The following is a 24,768-nucleotide window of genomic DNA, read 5'->3' on the forward strand; positions in this document are numbered from 1 at the left end:
CCAAGCCAATGTCACAGCCTTCCCAATCCGCCGCCCACCCCCAATACATCTGGTTCAACGGCAAGCTGGTCCCCTGGCAGGATGCCCAGGTGCATGTCATGAGCCATGCCCTGCATTACGGATCCTCGGTGTTCGAGGGGGTGCGGGCCTATGACACTCCCAAGGGGACCTGCATCTTCCGCCTGCAGGAGCACACCCGCCGCCTGTTCGACTCCGCCAGGATCTACTGGATGGACGTCCCCTACAGCGAGTCCGAAGTGAATGAAGCCTGCCGCACCGTGGTGCGCGAGAACGGCCTGAAGAGCGGCTACCTGCGCCCGCTGGCCTTTGTCGGCAACGTGGGGCTGGGGCTGCATCCGCCGCTGGATGCCAAGGCCGACCTCATGGTCGCGGCCCTGCCCTGGGGCGCCTACCTCGGAGAAGAGGGGCTGAAAAACGGGGTGGATGTGTGCGTCACCTCCTGGAACCGGCTCGCTCCCAACACCATCCCGACCGGTGCCAAGGCGGGGGGCAACTATCTCTCTTCCCAGCTCATCAGCCGCGAGGCCAAGCGCAACGGCTTCGCCGAGGGGCTGGCGCTGGATGTGAACGGCTATCTGAGCGAAGGGGCGGGGGAGAACCTGTTTCTGGTGAAGAACGGCGTGCTGTTCACCCCGCCCGCCACCGCCGCCATCCTGCCCGGCATCACCCGCGACACCATCATGACGCTGGCGCGCGACTTGGGTTACGAGGTACGCGAGCAGGCGCTGCCCCGTGAAGCGCTGTACGTCGCAGACGAAATCTTCATGACCGGCACCGCGGCCGAGGTGACCCCGGTGCGCTCGGTGGATCGGATGAAGGTGGGCGCCGGTTGCCGTGGCCCGGTGACCGAGCAGTTGCAGAACGCCTTCTTTGGCCTGTTCAACGGCAAGACCGAAGACAAGTGGGGCTGGCTGACGCCGGTCAACGACTGATGAGAGCGGGGAGGCGTCACGCCTCCCCGAGTCGCTTCCGGTGAAGGCTCCCCGAGGTGCCTTCACCAGGATCGATTCCCGATCCGCGAATCACACATTCATGTTGAAAGACAATGCGCCCCAGGGGCATTCAGGGAGTAGAGACAATGCCGAAGTTGAGATCCGCCACCACCACCCACGGACGTAACATGGCCGGGGCCCGCGCCCTCTGGCGTGCCACCGGCATGACCGATCAGGATTTCGGCAAGCCCATCATCGCCGTGGTCAACTCTTTCACCCAGTTCGTGCCGGGCCACGTCCACCTCAAGGATCTGGGCCAGCTGGTCGCCCGCGAAATCGAGGCGGCTGGCGGGGTCGCGAAGGAGTTCAACACCATCGCCGTGGATGACGGCATCGCCATGGGCCACGGTGGCATGCTCTATTCCCTGCCGTCCCGCGAACTCATCGCCGACTCGGTGGAGTACATGGTCAACGCCCACTGTGCCGACGCCATGGTCTGCATCTCCAACTGCGACAAGATCACCCCGGGGATGCTGATGGCTGCCCTGCGCATCAATATCCCGGTCATTTTTGTCTCCGGCGGTCCCATGGAAGCGGGCAAGACCAAGCTCTCCGACCAGATCATCAAGCTGGATCTGGTGGACGCCATGATCCAGGGCGCCGACCCCAAGGTCTCCGATGCACAGAGCGATCAGGTCGAGCGCAGCGCCTGCCCCACCTGCGGCTCCTGCTCCGGCATGTTCACCGCCAATTCCATGAACTGCCTGACCGAGGCACTGGGTCTCTCCCAGCCGGGCAACGGCTCCCTGCTGGCAACCCACAGCGATCGCGAGCAGCTGTTCAAGCTGGCGGGCCAGCGCATCGTCACTCTGGCCAAGCGCTGGTATGAGCAGGACGATGCCTCGGCACTGCCGCGCAACATCGCCACCAAGGCGGCGTTCGAGAACGCCATGGCGCTCGACATCGCCATGGGCGGCTCCACCAATACCGTGCTGCACCTGCTGGCGGCAGCCCAGGAGGCGGGCGTCGACTTCACCATGGCCGACATCGACCGCATGTCCCGCAAGGTGCCCCAGCTCTGCAAGGTGGCGCCTTCCACCCAGAAGTACCACATGGAAGACGTGCACCGCGCCGGCGGCGTGGTCGCCATCCTGGGTCAGCTGGAAAAAGCGGGCCTGGTGCACGGGGATACCCGCAACGTGCTGGGCACCTCCCTGGTGGAGCTGCTGGCCGAATATGACGTCAGCCGCAGCAATGACAAGGGGGTTCACGACTTCTACCGTGCAGGCCCTGCCGGCATCCGTACCACCAAGGCGTTCAGTCAGGATTGCCGCTGGCCCGAGCTGGATCTGGACCGCGCCGAGGGATGCATCCGCTCCTTCGATCACGCCTACAGCCAGGAAGGTGGCCTGGCGGTCCTCGCTGGCAACCTCGCCCTCAACGGGGCCATCGTCAAGACCGCCGGGGTGGACGAGGAGAACCTCACCTTCCGCGGCCCGGCCCGGGTATTCGAGAGCCAGGAGAGCGCGGTGAGCGGCATTCTGGACGGCACGGTGAAAGCCGGTGAAGTGGTGGTGATCCGCTACGAGGGCCCGAAAGGGGGCCCCGGCATGCAGGAGATGCTCTATCCCACCACCTATCTCAAGTCCATGGGATTGGGCAAGGCGTGTGCCCTCATCACCGACGGTCGCTTCTCCGGCGGTACCTCGGGTCTCTCCATCGGTCATGTCTCCCCGGAGGCGGCCTCTGGCGGCACTATCGGTCTGGTAGAGGATGGCGACATCATCAACATCGACATCCCGGCCCGCAGCATGGTGCTGGAGGTGGCCGACAGCGTGCTGGCCACCCGTCGCGCCTCCGTCTCTGCCCGTGGCTGGAAGCCGGTCGATCGTCAGCGCGAGGTCTCCTTTGCCCTGCGCGCCTACGCCATGTTCGCCACCAGCGCCGACAAGGGCGCGGTGCGCGATCGCACCCTGCTGGGGGAGTGAGAGAATGAACTGTCATGATATGGGCGCATTGCGCGCCCTTCGCCACGAGACGGGGGTATAAACCATGGTCTCTGCGGCGGATTATCTACGCAAGGTACTGCTCTCCCCCGTCTACGAGGCGGCGAGGGTCACCCCTTTGCAAACCCTGAAGAAACTCTCCGAGCGGCTTGGCAATCACGTCAGCCTGAAGCGGGAGGATCTGCAACCGGTTCACTCCTTCAAGCTGCGCGGCGCCTACCACAAGATCGCCACCCTGACCCAGGAGCAGAAAGAGCGCGGCGTCATCGCCGCCTCCGCCGGCAACCACGCCCAGGGGGTCGCCCTGTCGGCCGCCAAGCTCGGCATCAAGGCGATCATCGTGATGCCCAAGACCACGCCGGACATCAAGATCGACGCGGTGCGCCGTCAGGGCGGCAACGTCATGCTGTTTGGCAACAGCTTTGATGAGGCCTACGGCGAGAGCCGCCGACTCGCCGAGTTGGAGGGCTACACCCTGATCCCGCCGTTCGACGACGTCGAGGTGATCGCCGGCCAGGGCACCATCGGCAAGGAGCTGCTGGAGCAGGATACCCACCTCACCCACGTCTTCGTGCCGGTGGGCGGCGGCGGCCTGGCCGCCGGGGTGGCGGTCTACATCAAGCAGCTGCTGCCGGATGTGAAGGTAATCGGGGTGGAGGCGGAGGGGTCCGCCTGCCTCAAGGCCGCGCTGGCGGCCGGCGAGCCGGTCAATCTGGAGCGGGTCTCCCTGTTTGCAGACGGGGTGGCGGTCAAGCGCATCGGCGAGGAGACCTTCCGCCTGTGCAACCAGTATCTGGACGAGGTGGTGACCGTCTCCAACGACCAGATTTGCGCCGCACTGAAAGACATCTTCGATGACTGCCGCGCCATCGCCGAGCCGTCGGGGGCCTTGTCCCTGGCGGGCCTGAAAGCGTACAGCGAGCGAGAGCAGGTGAAAGGGGGGCGGATGGCGGCCATTTTGTCCGGCGCCAACGTGAACTTCCACAGCCTGCGCTACGTCTCCGAGCGCTGCGAGATCGGCGAGAAGCGCGAGGGCATGCTGGCGGTGACCATCCCCGAGCGCAAGGGGGCCTTCCTCGACTTCTGCCGTCAGCTGGGGCCCCGCATGGTGACCGAGTTCAACTATCGCTATGCGGACGCGGAGCAGGCGTCGCTGTTCGTTTCGGTGCGCCTCACCGGCGGTGACGAGGAGCTGGGCCAGATCATCGATCAGCTCGGCGGCAATGGCTACCCGGTGGTCAACATGACCGAGAGCGAGCTGGCCAAGAACCACGTGCGCTACATGATTGGCGGCCGCCCGGCCCGGCCCCTCGGTGAGCGTCTTTACAGCTTCAAGTTCCCGGAGCAGCCGGGGGCCCTGATGCGCTTCCTCGAGACCCTGGGCTGTCGCTGGAACATCAGCCTGTTCCACTACCGCAACCACGGCGCCGACTACGGCCGGGTGCTCTGCGCCTTCGAGCTGCCGGACGAGGACGTGGCGGCTTTCCACGACTACCTGCACGAGATTGGCTACGGCTGGAAAGAGGTGAGCGAGGATCCCGCCTACCGCCTGTTCCTGGCGAGCCAGGGCAGTCAGTGAGCGGGGAGCCATCCCCTTGCCAGATGAAAAACGAAGAGCCCGGCTCTTCGTTTTTTTATGGGCAACGCGCCGGCCCCCATGATTGGGGGCACGGTGGCTGATAATGTCGCCAATATCACACTCCTGAGTCCCTGGTCGTTTGAGGCTGGTTGCAGATGGGATAATCTGAATGCGGGGCTTGGGTTCAGGGCCCCGTCAGGGAAGAGAGACGCAGCCGCGTCATAACAATTCATTGCAGGGGCTCATCCATGAACAGATCTATGCTCGCCGTCCTGATCGGCGCTTTGATGGCAACAGGGACGGTGCAGGCTGCCGCCCAGGACAACACCTGGTATGTCGGCGGCAAGGCCGGCTGGTCAAATTATTACGGGGTGGATTACAACGCTCAGGTCGAAGAGCTGTTTGATGCGACCAAGGTGAACGAGAACAGCGATGATCTCGGTCTGGGGCTGTTTGCCGGTTATCAGGTGAACAGAAACGTGGCGGTTGAGCTCGGCTATGACTGGCTCGGCAAGTATCAGGTGGACAAGCACTACTCGGGCAACGGGGTTGATTTCGCACTCGATGGCGAGGCCAAGGCCCAGATGGTGCAGGTCACCATGAAGATCATCCTGCCTGCAACCTCGGCACTGGATATCTACGGCCGTCTCGGGGGGGCCTATGCCTGGACCGAGAGCTCACTCAACGTCAGGGCCAGCGATGGCACCAGCAGCCTCTCCGAATCCCATGAGGGCAACAAATATCATGGTGCCGCCTTTGTCGGGGCGCTGGGGGTCGAATACGCCATCGACAAGGATTGGGCCGCCCGCCTCGAATACCAGTACACCACCCCCCTTGGCAAGACTTCCCTCGACGAGTCAGGCATCGAGATGGACAACGGCCTGCTGTCGGTCGGCATGCTCTATCGCTTCGGCCAGATCGGCGACGAGCCGGTGGCACCAACGCCTGCGCCCGAACCTGCGCCCGCCCCGGCCCCCGTGCTGGTGGAGAAGCAGTTCAGCCTGGATTCCGATGTGCTGTTCGAGTTCAACAAGGCGACCCTGAAACCGGCCGCCAGCCAGGCCCTCGACAACCTGTTTGCCCAGATCCTGGCGGCCAATCCGAAAGACGGGGTGGCGACGGTGATCGGTCATACCGACCGCATCGGCTCGGAGGCCTACAACCAGTCCCTCTCCGAACAGCGTGCCCGCACGGTGGCGGATTATCTCATCGCCAAGGGATTGTTTGCCGACAAGGTGCGTGCCGAAGGGCGGGGAGAGTCTTCGCCCGTGACCGGGGGCAGCTGCCCGGATGGCGCCAAGGCGCAGATGATCGCCTGCCTGGCCCCGGATCGCCGGGTCGAGGTGCGCCTGACCGGGGTCTCCCAGGTCGCCGAATAAGCCATCTTTGCCTTGCTATTAAACAACGAGGGGGCCTTGGCCCCCTCGTTGTTTATGTGGGTGTGAGCCGTGACGTTTGCAGCCGCCTGGCGCAATGACTCACCATGATCAGCAGCAAGGCGCCGGGCAGCACGGTTTGCCAGAGGAAAGGCCAGGACTGGGTGGTGAGCAGGATCAACAGTGGATTGGCTCCGGCGGGGGGGTGGATCAGCCCCAGTCCCTGCATGAGTGCAATGGACAGGCCCACACCCAGCGCCAGCTTGAGTTCCATCGGTAGCGGGAGCAATTGCACCACCAACCCCACGGTGGCCGATAACAGGTGGCCTCCCAGCACGTTCTGCGGACGGGCCAGCGGACTGTCCGGCAGTGAGAAGAGCAGCACACAGCTTGCCCCGAACGGTGCCATCAACAGGGTCGACTGCCAGCTCATGTCCAGCCAGCCGAGCAACATTATGGCCAGGCAGGCACCGAGCCCTGCCAGCCAGGCACTTCGCCATCGTCTTGTTTCCATCTCCTGTCTCCTTGTCTGTGCCGGATCACTTGATCCAGCCTGCGACATTAGGTAGACAGATCGGTGTACTTCAAGAGGAAAGTCACCATGAGCGACAAACGGCAACAGCTGATGACGACAGCCTATCGGTTGTTCAATCGTCACGGCTTTCACGCCACCGGCATCGATCGCATCTGGGCCGAGGCGGGCAGTACCAAACGTACCCTCTATCGCCACTTCCCCACCAAGGATGCCTTGATCGAAGCCGTGCTGATGGCGCGGGATGCGGAGTTCTTTGCCCTGCTCGATGCCAGGATGGATGGGGTGTCGGGGCGGGAGGCCAGGTTGCTGGCGCTGCTCGATGGCTTTGCCGACTGGTTTGGCCGCAGCGACTTCTACGGCTGCAACTTCATCAACGCGAGCGCCGAGTTCTCCGATCCTCGCCACCCGGTGCGCAAGCTGGTGGTGGCCCACAAGCGGGCGTTGCTGAACTGGGTCAGGGAGGCCCTCGAATGCACCGAGGTGCAGGCCACCGGGTTATGCCTGCTGCTGGAAGGGGCCGTGGTGATGGCCCACAGCTATCAGCAGCCCCTGGTTCTGGAACAGGCCAGGGTGTTGGCGGAGGCCGTGCTGGCAGAGCCGCGCTAGTTCAGTTCCGTGGGGTCGATATCCAGACTCCAGCGCACCCGCTTGGTCTCGGGCCACCCCTCCAGCTCCTTCACCGCCCAGTCGAGCAACTGGGACAGCGGTGCCCGGCTGGGCCCCTGCACCAGCAGCTGCATGCGAAACTTGCCCGCCTTGCGCTCCATGAAGCCGCTGATGGGCCCCAGCACCTGCACCTGGGGATAGCGGGCGCTGCGCAGGGTATCGGCGAGACGACTGAGGAACAGCTGTACCTCGTCGCGGCCGTTGGCCTCGGCCCGGAACAGCCCCTGATGGCTGAACGGCGGCAGTCCCAGCAGGCGACGCTCTTTCAGCGCCGTGTCGGCGAAGTGGCCATAGCCGTTCTGGGTCAGATCCTGCAGCAGGGCGTGCTCGGGATGGTGGCTCTGCAGCACCACCAGCCCGAGTTTGCTGGCACGACCAGCCCGGCCCGCCACCTGGGTGTAGAGCTGGGCCAGTTTCTCGGCAGCGCGAAAATCGGCGCTGAACAGGGCGCCATCCACATCCAGCAAGCCCACTAGCGTCACGTCCGGGAAGTGGTGGCCCTTGGCCAGCATCTGGGTGCCGATCAGGATCTTGTACTTGCCCGCCTTGATGTCGCCGAGGTGGGTTTCGAGCTCCCCCTTGCGGCGGGTGTTGTCCCGGTCGATGCGCACCACCGGATATTGGGGAAAAACGGTGCCGAGCAGCTGCTCCAGCTGCTCTGTGCCGACCCCGGAGCCGATGAGCTCGCTGCTGCCGCACTCTGGGCAGTGGTGGGGCAGCGGGCGCACGCTGTCGCAGTGGTGGCAGTGCAGCCGCCGACCGGCCTGGTGCCAGGTGTACCAGGCGTCACAGCGCTCGCAGGCGGCACTCCAGCCGCACTGGTGGCAGATGAGTGCCGGCGCATAGCCCCGGCGGTTGAGAAACAGCATCACCTGGTTGCCCGCTGCCAGATGCTCGGCCATCAGCTGCTCCAGCTGGGGGGAGAGCCCCGCCTGTAGCCGCACGTTCTTGATATCCAGGATCACCTGGCGAGCGGTCTGGGCGTTGCCGGCGCGGCGAGTGAGAGTGAGGTGGTGATACTTGCCGCTGCGGGCGTTGTGCAGCGTCTCCAGCGACGGGGTGGCAGATCCAAGCAGGATGGGAATGCCGGCGCGATGGGCCCGCATCACCGCCAGATCCCGCGCGTGGTAGCGAAAGCCGTCCTGTTGCTTGAAGGAGCCGTCGTGCTCCTCGTCGATGATGATGATGCCGAGGTCCTTGAACGGCGTGAACACCGCGGATCGGGTGCCGATCAGAATGGCGGCACCACCGTCGCGGCAGGCGAGCCAGGCATCGAGCCGCTCCCTGTCGTTCATGGCGGAGTTCATCGCCACCACGGGCACGTTGAAGCGGCGCCGGAAGCGGTTGATGGTCTGGGGGGTGAGGCCGATTTCCGGCACCATCACCAGCGCCTGCTTGCCCGCCTTGAGCAGGGGCTCGAGGATGCTGAGGTAAACCTCGGTCTTGCCGGAGCCCGTGATGCCGTCCAGCAGGAAGGCACCGAACTTGTTGCTCTGGCTGGTGACGGCGGCCACCGCCAGCGCCTGCTCGCCGTTGAGGCGCAGCCCCTCACCCGGCTCGAAGCGGGTGGCCCAGTCGCCATCATGGCTCGGCTCCAGCGAGCGCTTCTCCAGCAGTCCCTTCTTCTCCAGCGCGGTGAGGGCCGCGCTCTGGATCTCCTCCTGTTTGAGGGCGGAGGGGGTCTGCGGCCCCTTGCGCAGCAAGGCGAGGGCCTGCTGCTGCTTGGCCGCCCGTTTGAGCTCGTTGAGGTCGATGGCCATGCCCGCATCGGTAGCAAACCAGAACTCCAGCTCCCGATAGGCGGCGGGCTCCCCCTTGCGCACCAGCACCGGCAGGGCGTGGGGCAGCACCTCCCCCAGCGGGTGCTGGTAGTAACCGGCGCTCCAGGCCATCAGCGCCAGAATGTCGGGCCCCAGCACGGGGGCGCTGTCGAGCACCCTCTTCAAGGGCTTTAATTTGTTGCGGGGGACCTGGCTCTCGGTCGGGTGATCCACCACCAGACCGACCAGGGTCTGCGGGCCGAACGGGATCTCGACCCGGCAACCGGGGGCAGGCAAGGGCAGGGGAGAGAGATAGTCGAAATGACGGCGTAACGGCACCGGCACAGCCACACGAACCAGATCCAGCGTTTGGGAAGAATTCACCAGGGGTTGCCTATTTTTTCTGCGAAGCCACTTGCCTGATCTCAGGCGTTTCCTATATTATTCGCAGCCTTTGAAACTGTGTTCAACAATCGTGTGGTGTCCGACAAGAGATCGGATGGCGACACGGCCTGATAATTGAGGTTGTCCATGAAAGCTGGTATCCATCCTGACTACGTAGCCATCACCGCCAAGTGCTCTTGCGGTAACGTCATCAACACCTTCTCTACCATCGGTAAAGATCTGAACCTGGACGTGTGCTCCGAGTGCCACCCGTTCTACACCGGCAAGCAGAAAGAAGTTTCTAGCGGCGGCCGCGTAGACAAGTTCAACAAGCGTTTCGGTGGCTTGACCTCCAAGAAGTAATCTTGCTTCTGAAGAATTCTGAAAAAGGCGCCCATCGGGTGCCTTTTTTATTGGCCGCCATTCTGTAATTCCCTGCTTTGCCCTATGGTGTTGGCTCAACCAAGGGAGAAGAGCCGATGCGTACATGTCTGGTGATGGGAGCTGCCGGGTACATAGGATCTTACCTGGTGCCTCATCTGCAGGGTCTGGGGTACAGGGTCATCGCCGGGGCCCGTCGTCCCTGCCGTCTGCCGGAGGGGGTGGCGTTTCGCCTCGCCGACAGCCTCAAGCCTGCCACCCTGCCCCCTGCGCTGGCGGGGGTCGACACCGTCTTCTATCTGGTACACGCCATGGGGGCGGGGGCCGGTTTTCACCGGCTGGAGCAGCAGGGAGTGAAGAACTTCGCTGCTGCCGCCCGTGCCGCCGGGGTGCGCCGCATCGTCTATCTCGGCGCCATCCAGCCCGAGCCCTGCAACAGTCGCCACCTCAACTCCCGGCGCTACTGTGGCGAGCTGTTTCGCAGCGCAGGGGTGCCCACGGTAGAGCTGCGTGCCGGCATCATCATAGGCCCCGGCTCGGCGGCGTTCGAGGTGATGCGGGATCTGGTGTACAACCTGCCCATGATGGTGACGCCCAAGTGGGTGCGTTCCCGCACGCCCCCCATCGCCCTCTCCAACCTCTTGCACTATCTGGGCGGGCTGGTGGAAGCCGACGGGGTGGATGGCCAGATCTTCAATGCGGCCGGCCCCGAGTTGCTCAGCTACCAGCAGCAGCTCCAGAAGTTCGCCGCCCACATCGGCAAACGCTGCCCCATCATTCCGATACCTTTTTTGAGCCCCCGGCTCTCCGCCTGGTGGCTGCAGTTCGCCACCTCGGTTCCCCAACCCATCGCCAAGGCGCTGGTGGGGGGGCTCAAGCACGACATCCCGGCGGATGACGGCCCCTTGCGCGCCCTGCTGCCCCAGCATCTGCTCAGCTTCGATGAGGCGCTGGCGGAGAGCCTGGCGCTGGAGCAGAGGCTCGGTGCCGAGCAGCACGGGGAGGAGACGCCCCTGGGTCTGCGCTGGCGTCATCCCGAGTATGGCTTCTACGACCGTACCGCCAGCGGGGAGGCGGATTGCCTCGCCGCCCCCGAGGTGGTGTGGCAGGTGTTGCAGCAACTGGGGGGTGAGCAGCGCTACTTCTACATGAACGAGCTGTGGGTGGTGCGCGAATGGATGGATCACCTGATCGGCGGCCCGGCCCGGACCCGGGGACGCACCAACCCGGATCGCTTCGTGAAGGGGGACATGCTGGACTCCTGGCAGATCCTCGGGGTGGATGAAGGACGCAGGCTGGATCTGCTGTTCAACATGAAGGCCCCCGGCGTCGGTCGGCTGGAGTTCAACATCCAGCCCCTGGAGTCCGGCCTGACCCGGCTGCGGGTGACGGCCCACTGGCATCCGCAGGGGGCCTGGGGGCTGGCCTACTGGCTTGCCATGCTGCCGTTTCACCTCTTCATCTTCCAGGGGATGACGGAGGCCATCGCCCGGCAGGCAGAGGCAAAAGCCGGCATTCCAGTCATGGATTGAAATCGAATCTATAACTAATTGGGTAGTTTGGGATGGCATGACATGCTACTGACTAGCGTGTCATTGCTATCCAGCGATATTTTATGCTGTGAAAGGGCGGGGGATTTCTTTATGATCCTCAGCCCTCGCCCGCTGGCGAGCCAACGCATCACTCATTCATTTCCGTATCGGGGTCCCCCATGTCCGATCAGCAGCACGATCTCCGCCAACAGGCACTCGACTATCACGCCCAACCCGTTCCGGGCAAAATCGCCATCGCCCTCACCAAGCCCGCCGAGACCGCTCGCGATCTGGCGCTGGCCTACAGCCCGGGCGTTGCCGAACCGGTACGCGAGATCGCCGCCAATCCGGCCGATGCCTACCGTTACACCGGCAAGGGCAACCTGGTGGCCGTCATCTCCAACGGCACCGCCATTCTGGGGCTGGGCAATCTGGGCCCGCTGGCCTCCAAGCCGGTGATGGAGGGCAAGGCCCTGCTGTTCAAGCGCTTTGCCGGCATCGACGCCATCGACATCGAGGTGAAGCACGAGACCAGCGCCCAGTTCATCGATACGGTGGCCGCCATCGCCGACACCTTCGGCGGCATCAACCTGGAAGACATCAAGGCCCCCGAGTGCTTCGAAATTGAAGAGGCGCTGATCGCTCGCTGCGACATCCCGGTGTTCCACGATGACCAGCACGGTACCGCCATCGTCACCGCCGCCGGGCTGCTCAACGCGCTGGAAGTGCAGGGCAAGGAGATTGGGACCAGCCGCATCGTCTGCATGGGCGCCGGCGCCGCCGCCACCGCCTGCATGGATCTGCTGATCAAGTGCGGGGCTGCGCCGCACAACATCTTCATGCTGGACCGCCAGGGTGTGATCCACAGCGGCCGCACCGATCTCAACCAGTACAAGCAGCGTTTCGCCAACGACACCCCCCTGCGCACCCTGATGGAGGTGATCGACGAGGCTGACGTCTTCGTCGGCGTCTCCGGCCCGGACGTACTGCCCGCCGAGGCGGTGGCCCTGATGGCCCCCAACCCGGTGATCTTCGCCTGCTCCAACCCGGACCCCGAGATCAAGCCTGCCCTGGCTCACGGAGTGCGCGGTGACCTCATCATGGGAACCGGCCGCTCGGACTACCCGAACCAGATCAACAACGTGCTCTGCTTCCCCTTCATCTTCCGCGGCGCCCTCGACGCCCGTGCCAGCCGCATCAACGATGCCATGAAGATTGCGGCAGTGGAGGCGATCCGTGCTCTGGCCAAGGAGCCGGTGCCCGCCGAGGTGCTGACCGCCGCTGGCGTGAGTGAACTCGCCTTCGGCAAGGATTACGTCATTCCCAAGCCCATGGATGCCCGCCTGCTGTCGCGGGTTGCCCGTGCCGTGGCACTGGCGGCGGTTGCCTCCGGGGTGGCCCGCATCGAACTGCCAGGGGATTACATGCTGGGTTGAGTCACGGCAAGCACGCAAAAAACAGAAGGGGCCCCTGTCGGGGGCCCCTTTTTCATGGTGGAAGCGGGCAGCTTACTTGGTCTTGGGGGCAACCTTGACGGCCGGCGCCTTGGCGTGGGCAGCCTTGTGATGCTTTTTCACGACCTTGGTCTGGGTGGCGTGGGGAGCGGCGGCCTTGGTCGGGGTGGCGGCCATGGTGAAGCCGGAGGTCAGGGCGAAGACAGCGGCCAGAGTCAGGGGGATCAGCTTGTTCATATTCCAGTTCCTCGTTCGGTTTGATGACATGGAGCGTTTCTCCATGACTTCATCCTAGGGCTGTTCGACCTGCGGTTCAGTGAGCGACTGGTGACGGTTTGTATCCAAATGTACGGGCAGGGTCAGGCAGAAACGGGCACCGCTGCGGCTTGGCAGCAGTTGCACCTCGCCGCCGTGGTGGTGGGCGATGCTGCGCACGATGGCCAACCCCAGCCCGGCGCCGCCGGTGCGTCTGTCCCGGCTCTGATCCAGGCGCACGAAGGGTTCGAAGATTTGCGGGGCCAGGGCGGGATCGATGCCGGGGCCATCGTCGGCCACCTCCAGCTGATAGTCGTCCCCCTGTCGAGCTATGCAGAGGCTTGCCTGGCTGGTGGCATGGCGCAGGGCGTTGCCGATGAGGTTTTCCAGCGCCCGGTCCAGCAATCGGGTGTCGCCGCGCCAGGGCAGAGCCATGGCCGGGCGCACGAAGTCGAGCCGCTTGTCCGGTCGCAGGGCCTGCCAGTCGGCCAGGCGGCTGCCGGCCCAGCTGCCGAGCTCCAGATCGCTGCATTGCAGCGGCAGTTCGGGGCGATCGAGCCTGGCATAGGTCAGCATCTCCTCGATGAGGGCATCGAGGGCGCCGAGGTCCCGCTCCAGTCCCTGCTGCTCCTCGGGTGAGGGAGGCTCGGCCAGCATGGCGAGGCGATAGCGCAGCCGCACCAGGGGGGAGCGCAGCTCGTGGGCGATGGCGTCGGTCAACTGCTTGCGACTGGCCAGCATGGCCTGCAACTGCTCCGCCATCTGGTCGAAGGTGCGGCCGACCCGGCCCAGGCTGCTGCCGGGCGGCAAACCGGTGCGACAGGAGAGATCCCCGTCGCCGACCCGGCGGGCGGTCTGTTCGAGCTGTTGCAGGCCGCGCCAGTGTGGGCGAAGCCAGAGCAGGATGGGCAGGCCGAGGGAAAGGCCGATGAGCAGCAGCAGCCCCACGTCCACCCAGTGCAGCTCGTGCAGGTAGGAGAGGTAGGGGACGGGGCCGACGATCAGCACCTTGTCGGTGTTCGGGATGCGCTGCAGGAAGGTGTCATCCTCCTCGACGATGACGATGTTGCCCGCCTCGAGGAAGGCCTGATCCTCGCTGGCCAGGGGCTGGTTGGCGAGGACGCCGATCTGCAGCGGCAGATTGAGCTGGCGGCTCTGCTCGCCGGTGCGGGTGGCCCAGTGTTCCGGCGGCAGCCGGGCCAGCTCGCCAGTGAGCAGGCCGAGGGAGCCTTGCATCATCCGCTCCAGATAACGGTCCCCCGCCCGCTCTGCACTGACCTGATAGACCAGCCCGATGAGCAGAATGGCGAGGGTGAAGCAGCCTATCAGCAGCAGATAGAACTGGATAAACAGGCGTCGCATCGGGGCTCTCCTCTTGCCTGGATTACGTCTGGACATTGCCTTGTTGCCCCCTCATCCCCAACCCTTCTCCCGCAAGGGGAGAAGGGAGCAGAGAGCATCAAGGTCATTCGGCGGGGCTTATTCCCAGGCCTGGGGCACCAGCAGGTAACCTTTCTGGCGCACCGTCTTGATCCAGATCGAGTTGTTGCTGTCATTCCCAGGCTTCTGGTGTGCAGGCGTGTGAGACACCAGCTCATTCCCAGGCCTGGGGTACGAGTAGATAACCCTTCTGGCGCACCGTCTTGATGCGGGTCGGGTTGTTGCTGTCATCCCCGAGCCGACGGCGCAGGCGGGAGATGGCCACGTCCATGCTGCGATCCTGGCCGTCGTAGTCGCGGCCCCGCAGGCTGCGAAACAGCGCCTCCCGCCCCAGGATCTGGCCCGCGTGGCAGGCCAGCTCCCACAGGAGGTCGAAATCGGCGGTGGAGAGGGGAATGCTCTCCCCATCGAGGCGCACGTCCCGACCCGGGCCGTCTATCTGGAGGCGGCCGAACTGCAGGCGCTGGGGCGGGGCGGCGGGGACCACGGCCTGCTGGCTCTGCCCCTGCTGGCGAAACTGGACTCGCAGCCGGGCCAGCAGCACCGGGGGGGGCGTGGTCTTGAGGATGTAGTCGTTGGCCCCCAGCTCCAGGCTCAGGATCTGGTTCATGTCGCTGTCGAGCGAAGTGAGCATGACGATGGGGCCGGCAAAGCGCGGGCGCAGATCCCGGCACAGGGAGAGGCCATCCTGCCCCGGCAGCATGATGTCGAGCAGCACCAGATCCGGCTGCTCGGCCAGGGCCCTGTCGAGTGCCCGGTCACCCCGGGTTTCCAGCAGCACCTCGATGTCGTGGCGACCGAGCCAGCTGCTGATGAGCTGGCCTATCTCGGGATCGTCTTCAACAAACAGAACGCGTGGCATGGTGGCGTGGTTCCCCGGTCATGGCGTGAGTGGGCGTGTCGCCAGCATAACGGCTGCGTCCGCGCTCTGCACCGGGATAACTAATCAATGCGGGGGTTTTTGCCCCTTCTCCCGGGGGAGAAGGGGGGACAGGATGAATCGGTTGGTATCGGGCCGCCCCCACTTGTCCCGTGGCGGGTCGGGGCGGCGCGATGAGGCAGGATCCGTGCCCTTCAGTGGCCATAGCGGCCCCGGCTGCCATGGAGCAGCCGGGGAACCGCCCGGATCAGCCGCCCTTGCGCTTCAGGTACACCCCGGCTTCCATGTGGTGGGTCCAGGGGAACTGGTCGAACAGGGCGAAGCGGGCGATCTCGTGGGTTTCACCGAGCACGGCCATGTTGGCCTGCAGGGTCTCGGGGTTGCAGGAGATGTAGAGGATGTTGTCGTAATCCTGCACCAGCTTGACGGTGGCGTCGTCCAGACCGGCCCGGGGCGGGTCGACGAAGATGGTGTTGCACTGGTAGGCGCGAAGATCGACCCCCTTGAGGCGGTTGAACTCCCGCTCGCCGCGCATCGCCATGGTGAACTCCTCCGCCGACATGCGCAGGATGATCAGGTTGTCGACACCGTTGGCGGCGATGTTGAACTGGGCGGAGTCCACGCTCGGCTTGGCGATCTCGGTGGCCAGCACCTTGCGAAAGTTCTGCGCCAGGGCGATGGAGAAGTTGCCGTTGCCGCAGTAGAGCTCCAGCAGGTCCCCCTCGCTCTCTTTGGTCACGTCCAGGGCCCAGCCCAGCATCTGCTCGTTGATGGCGGCGTTGGGCTGGGTGAAGCTGTTTTCCACTTGCTTGTAGACCAGCTCGCGCCCCTGCACGGTCAGGCGTTCGATGACGAAGTCATCCCCGAGACAGATCTTCTGCTTGTGGGCGCGGCCAATCAGTTGCAGTTCGAACCCCTTGGCCCGCAGGTCGGCCTGTAGCGCCTCGGCGGCCTGCTGCCACTCGGCTTCCAGCTTGCGGTGGTAGAGCAGGCTGACGCAGATCTGGCCGGACTGGGTGGAGAGGTAGTCGATCTGGAACAGCTTCTTGCGCAGCACGGGGTGCGGGCGAAGCCCGGCCAGCAGCACCGGCATCAGCCGGTTGATGAGCAGGCTGGCGGTGGGGAAGCTGTCGACCCGGATGATCTCCTTGGTGGCCGGTGCATACATGCAGTGGAAGAGGTCATCCCCCTCGTGCCAGATGCGGAACTCGGCGCGCATCCGGTAGTGCTCGGCAGGAGAGGCGTGCAGCTCCAGCGCAGGCGGATTGAAGGGGGCGAACAGCTGGGTGAGGCGATCGCGCTTCTCGTCGAGCTGGGCCTGGTAGTCGGCAGGAGTCCGTCTGCCCTGGGCGTCGGCGGAAGAGGGCTGGGATTGAGTCATGGATACCTCGCATGCACCGGGCTGAGCCGGGGAAAGACCGGGGGAAGGCCGCAGCCAACCAAAGGGTGGGGATTTTAAAAGGCCGTTGCGGATTGTCCAAGTTTTTTGTGGTCAAGAAGTGGCCAGTCGGGCCGATAACCGATCCACCACTATAGGCGGGAGAGTAATGATGCAAATTGATGGCATGGGCGCAGCCCAACCCAAGGGAGTGGGCATTGCTCCCAAATCGCCTCAACAGACGGAGTCGAAGACGGCGGACAAGGGGGATGAGGTCTCCCTGAACAAGCCCCCGAAATGGGCTCAGGTGCTGATCCAGCAGGCGCTGCAATTTGCGCTGGAGATCAATGGCCAGGGCTACAAGGCACCCAAGGTGCAGGAACCCCAGGAGATCACCCCGGAGACCCTGTTCGATTTCCAGTCGGTGGCGGACAACGTGTTGCAGTTCGTCACCGGGCGGATAGGCGCGGCCCGTGCCGACGGCAAGTCCGACGACGACCTGACCAAGATGATGGAGCAGGCCCGCAAGGGGGTGGACAAGGGCTTCGGTGACGCCAGGAAGCAGCTCGGTGACTGGGCGGACAACGAGGACATCAAGACCGGCATGGATCAGAGCTACAAGCTGATCCAGAAGGGGCTCGACGAGTTCGAGAAGGAGTTCTTCGGCAAGGTGTCGACCACGGATCTGGGGGATGCCAGGATGGCCAGCCGCCAGCAGGCCCTCCTCGAGATCGAGACCCGGGACGGGGACAAGGTGATGCTGCGCTTCAGCGACAGCTGGCAGTTCAAGTCCCAGAGCGACGGGGGTGGCAGCCAGTTCAGCCTCAAGTCGAGCCAGAGCTTCGACTTCTCCCTGGAGGGGGATCTCGACAGTGCCGAGATGGATGCCATCGGCACCCTGGTCAAGGGGCTGGACGAGCTGGCCGGGCAGTTCTTCAAGGGGGGCGACGGCAAGACCCTGGCGGACGGGCTGAACGGGCTGCAACTGGATGACAGCCAGCTGGTCTCCTACTCCCTCAAGCTCAAGCAATCGGCCAAGTTGAGTCAGACCTACCAGGGGGCCAGTTCCCTGCAGGAGAGCCTCAAGCCCCTGGCGGACTACCTGCCGAGGCTCAGCCGGTTGCAGCAGCAGGCCGACGCCCTGCTGCCCCCTTCCCAGCAGGAGGCGCTGACACCCACCGTGCTGGCGGCGCGGGGTCAGGACGGGGCGACCCAGGGGGCAGGCTTCATGGGCTTCAACCAGCGGATGCTGGAAGCCATGCGACTGCTTGGCCAGCAGATGGCGACCGGCTAGTCTGGCGACGCCCCCGTGATGCTGGCGGGGGCGGGGTGTTTGCCAGCCCGTCCCCGGGCTGGCACACTGCCCTTTTCCCCAGCCCGGCGATGCCATGAACCCCAAGAAGCCAAGAGACAAGCGCGAGCTCTGCTACCCCTTCATCTTCGAAACCCAGTTCCAGTGCGACTACGAGATCGCCACCGACGAGCTCTGCTGCCAGGTGGGGGGCGTGCTCTCTCATCTGATGCCGGATGAGGATACCCGGCCCGTGATGGCGGATCTGGCGACCCTGCAGCGGCTCATCTACAACCTCAACGGCTCGGTGCGGGGACGGCTCGGCATCTTCGAGGAGGATCTGGACTGGCTGAAGGGACGGTACGATCACTACAACGAGGCGAGTCGCGGCCGGGTGACCGGCTTCGTGCTGCCCCAGGGGCCCCAGCCCATTCCCACCCTGCACCTGTGCCGCTGTGGCAGCAAGAAGGTGGTGCGTCTGCTGGTACGCCTGGAAGAGAGCGGCGTGCGCTTCGATCCTATCCTCTATCGCTTCGCCAATCTGCTGGCCAACTTCTTCTTCGTGCTCACCGTCTACCTCAAGCAGGCGTGGGATGTGACCGAAGTCCCCTATGTCAGCATCAACTACTGATGAAGAGATGATGTTTGATGCATTCGTCGCATCACACATGGCGGCGTAGGGTTATTGGATCGAAAAACAGCGATGAGGCAGCATCCGTCACTTCGGGGGATGCAGGCATAAAAAAACCGGCGCCCCGAGCGCCGGTCTTCTATTGCCGCTATCCCTAGCTCGACAGCAGTACCCTGGCGGAGTTGGCCGGGATGGTGAGCTGCACCTCCCCCTGTACCACCTCGAACTTGTCGCCGTTGAAGGCGTCGGTGAAGCGGCTGGCGGGGCTGGCGGTCTGCCACAGGGGCAGGCTGATGGTGCGCGGCTCCGTGGGGTGGCGGTTGCAGGCGACCACCACCTGATCGCTTTGCAGGGTACGGGCGAACACATAGCTGTGAGGGCCGGCGTAGAGGGTCTGGATGTCTCCCCGACGCAGGGCCGGGCGCTGGCGGCGCAGCTGGATCAGGCGGCGATAGTGGTCGTGCAGCACGTGATCCCAGTCGGTGGTATCCCAGGGGAAGCAGCGGCGGCAGTCCGGGTCGTTGCCGCCGGAGAGCCCCACCTCGTCGCCGTAGTAGATGGAGGGCACGCCGATGTAGGTGATGAGCAGGGTGGCGGCGAGTCGCATCCGCTGCTTGTCTTCCCCCAGCAGGTGCAGGAAGCGGGCGGTGTCGTGGCTGTCCAGCAGGTTGAACTGGGCCAGCTGGTTCTTGAACGGAATATGGGCCCGCGCCAGCTTGAGCCAGTGATCCAGCTCGGTGGCGCTGATCTTGATGGGATGATAGGCAATGTCCTGCCCCGCCAGGAAGGCGCGGATGGGGTGGGCGAAGCCGTAGTAGTTCATGGCGCCATCCTCCTGATCCCCCTGCAGCCACTGGCTCGCCTCGAAGAAGTGCTCGCCCAGCACGTAGGCGTCCGGATTCTCCTGCTTCACCGCGCCGCGAATGGCGCGCACATGGCCGCGATTGCCCTCGGCAGTGCCCCGCTCCCCCAGCATGTGGATGACGTCGAAGCGCCAGCCATCGATCTGGTAGGGGGCGCGCATCCAGTAGCGCAGAATGGCGTTGTCTGCCCGATAAACGGCGTCCTGCACCTGTTCACTTGAGAAATCCAGCTTGGGCAGGCTGCGGATCCCTTTCCAGCTAACATAATCCCCTTCCTGATCGAAGGTGTAGAAGCTGCGCCAGGGGGAGTCCGGGTTGCTCTGGGCGCCCAGCGGCGGGCAGAACCAGGGGTGCTCGGTGGAGGTGTGGTTGACCACCGCATCCAGGATGATCCTCATGCCGCGCTGGTGCAGGTTGCGGGTCAGCTCGGCAAACTGGGCATTGGTACCGAGGTGCGCATCCACCTTGAAGTAGTCCTGGGTGTCGTACTTGTGGTTGCTCGGCGAATCGAAGATGGGGTTGAGGTAGAGCGCCGTCACCCCCAGGGATTGCAGGTAGTGCAGTTTGGCGTCGATGCCCGCCAGATCCCCGCCGTAGAATTCACAGGCGCCGTGCCCCTCTTCGTGGCGGCTGACCGGCTCGCCCCAGGCCTTGCTGATGACCGCCTTGCCCCTGTACTCGTACTCGTGATGCTTGACGCTCAGCGACGGGTCGCCGTTGCAGAAGCGGTCGGGGAAGATCTGGTAGAACACCTGATCCTGCACCCAGGCCGGGGGCTGGTGATGGCTGTTGAAGCGGAAATGCTGCTCCCGCGGCGGCATGGCGGCGCTGACGCCTGCCCCGTGCAGCCACCACTGCTCCTCGTCGGTGAGGCACTTGAAGCAGTAGAGGTGGATCTCCTGCCCCCTGGCCAGCGGCAGTTCGACCTGCCAGACCTGAAGCCTGTCCCGGGTGGCGACCGGCGTCATGGCGACCAGATACTCCTCGTTGTCCGGCTCGTGGCGCAGCCACACCTCGCGGATGGGGGCGTCCAGCTCGCTGAACAGGGTGAGCTGCAGGGTGTCGGCACTCTCTTTGAACCAGGGTGCCGCCTGGGGGTGAAACAGGAAGGGATGGGTCATGGTATCTACTGTGTCAGAGAGGCTCAGGAATGGGGGATGGGCGCAGGCCATCTTATCCCGTCCATGGGCGTGTGTATGTGACGACCGGCCAGAATGAGACGGTGCTTCCGGCTTGGCTGGGCGGTCTGCCGTGACGCTATTGGGTCAGCAAATCGGCAAGGGCGTTGCCCTGTTCGTGCAGCTGTTCGAGCTGATCCGCCAGAATGAGACGGGGATCCGGCTCCTGCTGATCGGCCGTTGTACATCTACTGGGTCAGCAAATCGGCCAGGGCGTTGCCCTGTTCGTGCAGCTGCTCCAGCTGATCCGCCAGGCTGGCGGGATCCAGCCCCAGCTGGTCAGCCAGGGTTCTGGGGAAACGGGCGATGATGGCCTGGGCCGGTACGCCGGCCTGCCAGGCGAAGGAGACGAAGACGGCGAGCCGGATGAGCACGGCCTCCTTGCTGACCGGATCGTGGGAGAGGGGGTCGAGCTGCTGGGCGATGGCATCCACGAAGGCGGGCGACAGGTTCCAGCGCCGCGCCAGCTCTGCGCCGAGCTGGGCATAGTCGTAACCCAGCATCTCCCGCTGGGCATCGACCCGGCTGCTGCCTTTCTCGATGGCCAGATTGATGAGCCCCGCCTCTTCCGGCAGGGTGCTCTGGATCAGCAGCTCGCCGATGTTGTGAATGAGGGCGCAGGTGAAGGCGGTCTCGGGATCCACCGAGGTGGTCTGCTGTGCCAGGGTGCGGGCAATGGTGGCGACCTGGAAGGTCTGGGTCCAGAAGTGGAGCTTGTCAAAGCCGGGAGGGGCCTTGAAGCTGCTGATGATGCCGGAGGCGACCACCACGGAGCGCAGGCGGTTGAAACCGAGGCGGATCACCGCCTGTTCGATGGAGGTGATTTCATTGCCACGGCGCAGGGCGGCGGAGTTGGCCATCCGCAGTACCTTGACGCTGATCACCTGGTCCATGGCGATCTTGGCCGCGATCTCGTCGATGCGGGCATTCTCGTCGTTGAAACTCTGCATCAGCTCGTGCAGCAGTTTCGGAATTGTGGGCAGTTGCTTGATCTTGCCAAACAGGCGATCCATCGACATGGCTGAGGCAGCCTCCATTGCTAACAATGCCTCATATTGTGCCACAGCCTGGCCAGTTGTTCCTGCTGGCGAGCGGTTTTGTGAGCCCTAGTACACCCAGTCTTGCAGTCTGTATTCCAAACGGTGCCGTTTTCCCTGGAGGATCAGGGTCTGGGTGGAACCGCTCAGTGTGGCCCCCTCCGTCAGGGTGGCGAGGACGGCCTGTTCTATCAGATCGAGCTCGGGGGGACAGGCCATGGCGGTGCTGCCGAGGCTGGTGACCCAGAGCTTGTTCCCCTTGAGGTGACCCTGGCCGAAGTAGCGGTTGCAACCGGCGATGCCGTTGACGGTGAAGTGTTCACCGATCTCGATGTCGGGGGGATTGCTGCGGCGGCTGGCGATGGCCTGGCCATCCAGCCGATCGAGCACCCAGTGATGGTGTTGCAGATCTTGCGAGGCAAAGCGGGGAGCACTACTGCAGGCGCTGAGCAGAAGCAGGGCGAGCAGCAGTAGCAGGTATCTGGGCATTGAAGGGGCTCCGGTGGTGGGTATGACAAGCATACCCGTACCCGGGCCCGGGCGGCAGGGCGAGGGGGGAGGAGCCCGACCGCTTCTGTCGCCCCGGGGGAAGAGGGGGTGTCGGCAAATGGCAACACCCGCCCCGAGCGAACCTGTCTACCGGTTGCCCATGGCTCCCCTGGCCGTCTCAGTCCGCAAACAGGCGCTCGGCATAGCGGGCGAGGCCCGAGGCCACCGAACCGAAGTCATCACCCCCCTCCAGCGGTACCTTGGGCAGTTTCTGCTGGATGAAGGCCTTGATGAGGGGGGAGCGGGCACTGCCGCCGGTGACGAAGACCCGGTCAGGCTGCACGCCTGCCGCCAGGATAGCCTCGTCCATCAGCTCGCCAATCTTCTCCAGCAAGGGGGCGGAAGCACTGGCCAGCTGGGGGCGGGTGAGTGCCGCCTCCAGCCCTTTTTCCAGCTCGTTCAGGGTCTGGTGATTGTGCTCGTGGTCGGAGAGGGCGATCTTGCCCTGCTCGGCGCGCCACACCAGTTGATGGCTCAGCTTGTGGGCCCGCAGGCTGGCGAGGCGCGGGAGCTTGCTGCCCGGCTGGCTGTCGAGCTGGAGATCCTGCAACTGGCGGGCGGTATCCAGGCTGTAGAAACGGCTCTGGGCACTGACGTCATTGATGGCGGCGGCGTCCCAGAACAGGGGATGGGGCAGCGGCTTGCCGGTCTTGAGGGTCTCGTGCATGCCGAGCAGCGGCATCATGCCCTCCACGGTCAGGCGGATGTCGAAGTCGTTGCCCCCGATGCGCTGGCCGCTGTGACCGAGCAGATCGCCGCTGCGATCCAGTTGGTCACGGTGGCTCGGGCCCATGCGCAGCACGGAGCAGTCGGTGGTCCCGCCCCCGATGTCCACCACCAGCACCACCGCATCCTCGGTGAGGCGCGCTTCGAACTCGAAGCCGGCGGCCACCGGCTCATAGAGGAACTCCACCCGCTCGAACCCGGCGAGGCGTGCCGCCTCCCTCAGGATGGCGATGGCCTGGCGGTTGCTCTCTTCCCCCGCCAGTCCCTGGAAGTTGACCGGTCGGCCGATCACCGCCTGGCGGATGGTGCTGCCCGTCTGCTGCTCCGCCTCCCGGCGCACGTGCAACATCATGGCGCAGACGATGTCCTCGAACAGGGCGATCTGCGGTGCCTTGAGGCCATAGGCCCCGAGAAAGGATTTGGGGGACTTGATGTAGTAGCCCTCGTCCGGCTCTTCCAGATAGCGCGCCAGCGCCGCACCGCCGAAGCTCAGCTCGTCGATGAGTCCCTCTTCGCGCATCTGGCGGCGCACCGCCTGTGCCCGGGTCACCACGGGACCGCGCAGCTTGAGGTATTCGCTCTGCTGGACGGGGGCCAGGCCTTCGGCCAGGAGGCCGGCGATGGCGTCCCGGTGGGGGGCGTGCAGGGTGGAGGGAAGGTAATGGGAACCGGAGAGGGTCAGCAGCCTGGGGCTGCCCTGTTCCATCACGGCGACGGCACAGTTGGAGGTACCGTAATCAAATCCGATGAACATGCTGGCCAGACTCCTGTACAAAAAAGGGCTGGTAGCCTACCCGATGCCGCCGGGTCTCACAACCCGGCGGCGGGATCAATGGCGTGGCGACAACGCCTCAGGGATCACTCCACTTCGTTGTCAGAGCGGCCCTGGCTCTCGATGGCCTGGATGTTGCTGAGGGTGGTGTCGGCGATGGCGTGCAGCGCCTCCCGGGTCAGGAAGGCCTGGTGACCGGTGAACAGCACGTTGTGACAGGCAGACAGGCGGCGGAAGACGTCGTCGGTGATCACCTCGTTGGACTTGTCCTCGAAGAAGAGGTCTTCCTCCTCCTCGTAGACGTCCAGCCCCAGGGCGCCGATGCGGGAGGTCTTGAGGGCCTCGATGGCGGCGTTGGAGTCGAGCAGGCCGCCCCGGCTGGTGTTGATGATCATCACCCCGTCCTTCATCTTGGCGAAGGCCTCCTTGTTCAGCAGGTGATAGTTCTCCTTGAACAGGGGGCAGTGCAGGCTGATGACATCGGACTGGCGGAACAGAGTATCGAGATCCACGTACTCGGCGCCCAGATCGATGGCCGCCTGGTTCGGATAGGGATCGCTCACCAGCAGGCGCATGCCGAACCCCTTGAGGATGCGCAAGGTGGCGATGCCGATCTTGCCGGTGCCTATGATGCCGGCGGTGCGGCCATGCATGTTGAAGCCCACCAGCCCCTCCAGGGAGAAGTTGGCGTCCCGGGTGCGCTGATACGCCTTATGGATGCGGCGGTTGAGGGTCATCATCAGGCCCACCGCATGTTCGGCAACGGCCTCGGGGGAGTAGGCAGGCACCCGCACCACCTTGAGTCCCAGCTCCTTGGCGGCGGCCAGATCCACGTTGTTGTAACCGGCACAGCGCAGGGCGATGACCCTGGTGCCGTACTGCGCCAGCTCGGTCAACACTTCGCGGTCGGCATCATCGTTGACGAACAGGCAGACCACGGGGAAGCCGTGGGCGAGACGGGCCGTCTTGGCCTCCAGCCGCACGTCGAAGAACTCCAGATCGAAACCGTACTGGGTGTTGGCCTGGTGGAAATGTTCCTTGTCGTAGCTCTTGGTACTGAAAACGGCGACTCTCATGGTGCGCTCTCCGTAGATAATGATGTGGTTAAATTACAACAAATAGTGACCGTCATCACGGGATAA

21 protein-coding genes and 1 pseudogene are annotated in these 24,768 nt (G+C 64.5%); 10 read left to right on the forward strand and 12 right to left on the reverse strand.

The window, feature by feature from the left end; all coding sequences use genetic code 11:
* Positions 1–8 precede the first annotated feature (8 nt).
* The 4 genes from OKC41_RS11565 to ompA all read left to right on the forward strand — a co-directional run bounded on the left by OKC41_RS11565 (position 9) and on the right by ompA (position 5,917).
* A complete protein-coding gene (locus OKC41_RS11565) occupies positions 9–953 on the forward strand; it encodes a branched-chain amino acid transaminase (RefSeq protein WP_270672047.1) in 945 nt (314 codons plus the stop codon).
* A gap of 146 nt (positions 954–1,099) precedes the next feature.
* Positions 1,100–2,941 (forward strand): dihydroxy-acid dehydratase, encoded by a 1,842-nt coding sequence (gene ilvD, locus OKC41_RS11570; RefSeq protein WP_270672048.1) that lies wholly within the window; start codon positions 1,100–1,102, stop codon positions 2,939–2,941.
* A 64-nt stretch (positions 2,942–3,005) separates the two neighbouring features.
* Positions 3,006–4,538 carry a threonine ammonia-lyase, biosynthetic gene (gene ilvA, locus OKC41_RS11575; RefSeq protein WP_041211987.1) on the forward strand — a complete coding sequence of 511 codons (1,533 nt, stop codon included), beginning with the start codon at positions 3,006–3,008 and terminating at the stop codon, positions 4,536–4,538.
* A gap of 248 nt (positions 4,539–4,786) precedes the next feature.
* Positions 4,787–5,917, forward strand: a complete 1,131-nt coding sequence (gene ompA, locus OKC41_RS11580; protein ID WP_201894993.1) for a porin OmpA — start codon at positions 4,787–4,789, stop codon at positions 5,915–5,917.
* Between the two features lie 52 nt (positions 5,918–5,969).
* Here ompA and OKC41_RS11585 read toward each other — a convergent pair whose 3' ends face one another.
* Positions 5,970–6,365, reverse strand: a complete 396-nt coding sequence (locus OKC41_RS11585; RefSeq protein WP_041201741.1) for an HPP family protein — start codon at positions 6,363–6,365, stop codon at positions 5,970–5,972.
* A 150-nt stretch (positions 6,366–6,515) separates the two neighbouring features.
* Here OKC41_RS11585 and OKC41_RS11590 point away from each other — a divergent pair, with 150 nt between their 5' ends.
* On the forward strand, positions 6,516–7,055 hold the full coding sequence (locus OKC41_RS11590; protein WP_201894994.1) for a TetR/AcrR family transcriptional regulator: 540 nt from the start codon (positions 6,516–6,518) through the stop codon (positions 7,053–7,055).
* Here OKC41_RS11590 and priA read toward each other — a convergent pair.
* A complete protein-coding gene (priA, locus tag OKC41_RS11595) occupies positions 7,052–9,259 on the reverse strand; it encodes a primosomal protein N' (protein ID WP_201894995.1) in 2,208 nt (735 codons plus the stop codon). The genes OKC41_RS11590 and priA overlap by 4 nt on opposite strands.
* Positions 9,260–9,406: 147 nt before the next feature.
* Between priA and rpmE the strand changes: the two genes are divergently transcribed.
* The 3 genes from rpmE to OKC41_RS11610 all read left to right on the forward strand — a co-directional run bounded on the left by rpmE (position 9,407) and on the right by OKC41_RS11610 (position 12,608).
* Entirely contained in the window at positions 9,407–9,622 is a 216-nt protein-coding gene (gene rpmE, locus OKC41_RS11600) for a 50S ribosomal protein L31 (RefSeq protein ID WP_010676078.1), read from the forward strand.
* A gap of 116 nt (positions 9,623–9,738) precedes the next feature.
* On the forward strand, positions 9,739–11,172 hold the full coding sequence (locus tag OKC41_RS11605) for a DUF2867 domain-containing protein (protein ID WP_010676077.1): 1,434 nt from the start codon (positions 9,739–9,741) through the stop codon (positions 11,170–11,172).
* A 179-nt stretch (positions 11,173–11,351) separates the two neighbouring features.
* A complete protein-coding gene (locus OKC41_RS11610) occupies positions 11,352–12,608 on the forward strand; it encodes a malic enzyme-like NAD(P)-binding protein (protein WP_270672049.1) in 1,257 nt (418 codons plus the stop codon).
* 72 nt (positions 12,609–12,680) lie between these two features.
* Here the strand turns inward: OKC41_RS11610 and OKC41_RS11615 are convergent, their stop codons facing one another.
* From OKC41_RS11615 to trmA, 5 genes and pseudogenes are all read right to left on the reverse strand, one after another.
* Complete coding sequence (locus OKC41_RS11615; RefSeq protein WP_010676075.1) at positions 12,681–12,863, reverse strand: hypothetical protein; 183 nt, start codon at positions 12,861–12,863, stop codon at positions 12,681–12,683.
* 54 nt (positions 12,864–12,917) lie between these two features.
* Entirely contained in the window at positions 12,918–14,243 is a 1,326-nt protein-coding gene (gene rstB, locus OKC41_RS11620) for a two-component system sensor histidine kinase RstB (RefSeq protein ID WP_103243915.1), read from the reverse strand.
* A gap of 117 nt (positions 14,244–14,360) precedes the next feature.
* A pseudogene (locus OKC41_RS11625) lies at positions 14,361–14,450 on the reverse strand (two-component system response regulator RstA); the annotation flags it as partial.
* Positions 14,451–14,475: 25 nt separating this feature from the next.
* On the reverse strand, positions 14,476–15,183 hold the full coding sequence (gene rstA / locus OKC41_RS11630) for a two-component system response regulator RstA (RefSeq protein ID WP_010676073.1): 708 nt from the start codon (positions 15,181–15,183) through the stop codon (positions 14,476–14,478).
* Between the two features lie 265 nt (positions 15,184–15,448).
* Positions 15,449–16,582 carry a tRNA (uridine(54)-C5)-methyltransferase TrmA gene (trmA, locus tag OKC41_RS11635; RefSeq protein ID WP_042882517.1) on the reverse strand — a complete coding sequence of 378 codons (1,134 nt, stop codon included), beginning with the start codon at positions 16,580–16,582 and terminating at the stop codon, positions 15,449–15,451.
* A 169-nt stretch (positions 16,583–16,751) separates the two neighbouring features.
* Here trmA and OKC41_RS11640 point away from each other — a divergent pair, with 169 nt between their 5' ends.
* Entirely contained in the window at positions 16,752–17,873 is a 1,122-nt protein-coding gene (locus tag OKC41_RS11640) for a DUF5610 domain-containing protein (protein WP_049636071.1), read from the forward strand.
* Positions 17,874–17,967: 94 nt separating this feature from the next.
* Complete coding sequence (locus OKC41_RS11645) at positions 17,968–18,501, forward strand: cobalamin adenosyltransferase (RefSeq protein ID WP_052815784.1); 534 nt, start codon at positions 17,968–17,970, stop codon at positions 18,499–18,501.
* 154 nt (positions 18,502–18,655) lie between these two features.
* Here OKC41_RS11645 and malZ read toward each other — a convergent pair whose 3' ends face one another.
* The 5 genes from malZ to OKC41_RS11670 all read right to left on the reverse strand — a co-directional run bounded on the left by malZ (position 18,656) and on the right by OKC41_RS11670 (position 24,702).
* Positions 18,656–20,485 carry a maltodextrin glucosidase gene (gene malZ / locus OKC41_RS11650; RefSeq protein WP_029314873.1) on the reverse strand — a complete coding sequence of 610 codons (1,830 nt, stop codon included), beginning with the start codon at positions 20,483–20,485 and terminating at the stop codon, positions 18,656–18,658.
* Positions 20,486–20,730: 245 nt separating this feature from the next.
* The gene (locus OKC41_RS11655) at positions 20,731–21,579 is read right to left on the reverse strand and encodes an HDOD domain-containing protein (protein ID WP_039039670.1); all 849 of its coding nucleotides are present in this window, start codon (positions 21,577–21,579) and stop codon (positions 20,731–20,733) included.
* A gap of 69 nt (positions 21,580–21,648) precedes the next feature.
* Positions 21,649–22,068: an META domain-containing protein gene (locus tag OKC41_RS11660; RefSeq protein ID WP_010676067.1), complete on the reverse strand. Its 420-nt coding sequence runs from the start codon at positions 22,066–22,068 to the stop codon at positions 21,649–21,651.
* Positions 22,069–22,246: 178 nt separating this feature from the next.
* Positions 22,247–23,608, reverse strand: coding sequence for a molecular chaperone (gene yegD / locus OKC41_RS11665; protein WP_039039669.1), 1,362 nt, complete (start codon positions 23,606–23,608; stop codon positions 22,247–22,249).
* A gap of 104 nt (positions 23,609–23,712) precedes the next feature.
* Positions 23,713–24,702: a 2-hydroxyacid dehydrogenase gene (locus OKC41_RS11670; RefSeq protein ID WP_010676065.1), complete on the reverse strand. Its 990-nt coding sequence runs from the start codon at positions 24,700–24,702 to the stop codon at positions 23,713–23,715.
* Positions 24,703–24,768: the final 66 nt, after the last annotated feature.

This window comes from Aeromonas sp. QDB17 (assembly GCF_027705305.1).
In the GTDB taxonomy this organism is placed as follows: domain Bacteria; phylum Pseudomonadota; class Gammaproteobacteria; order Enterobacterales; family Aeromonadaceae; genus Aeromonas; species Aeromonas caviae.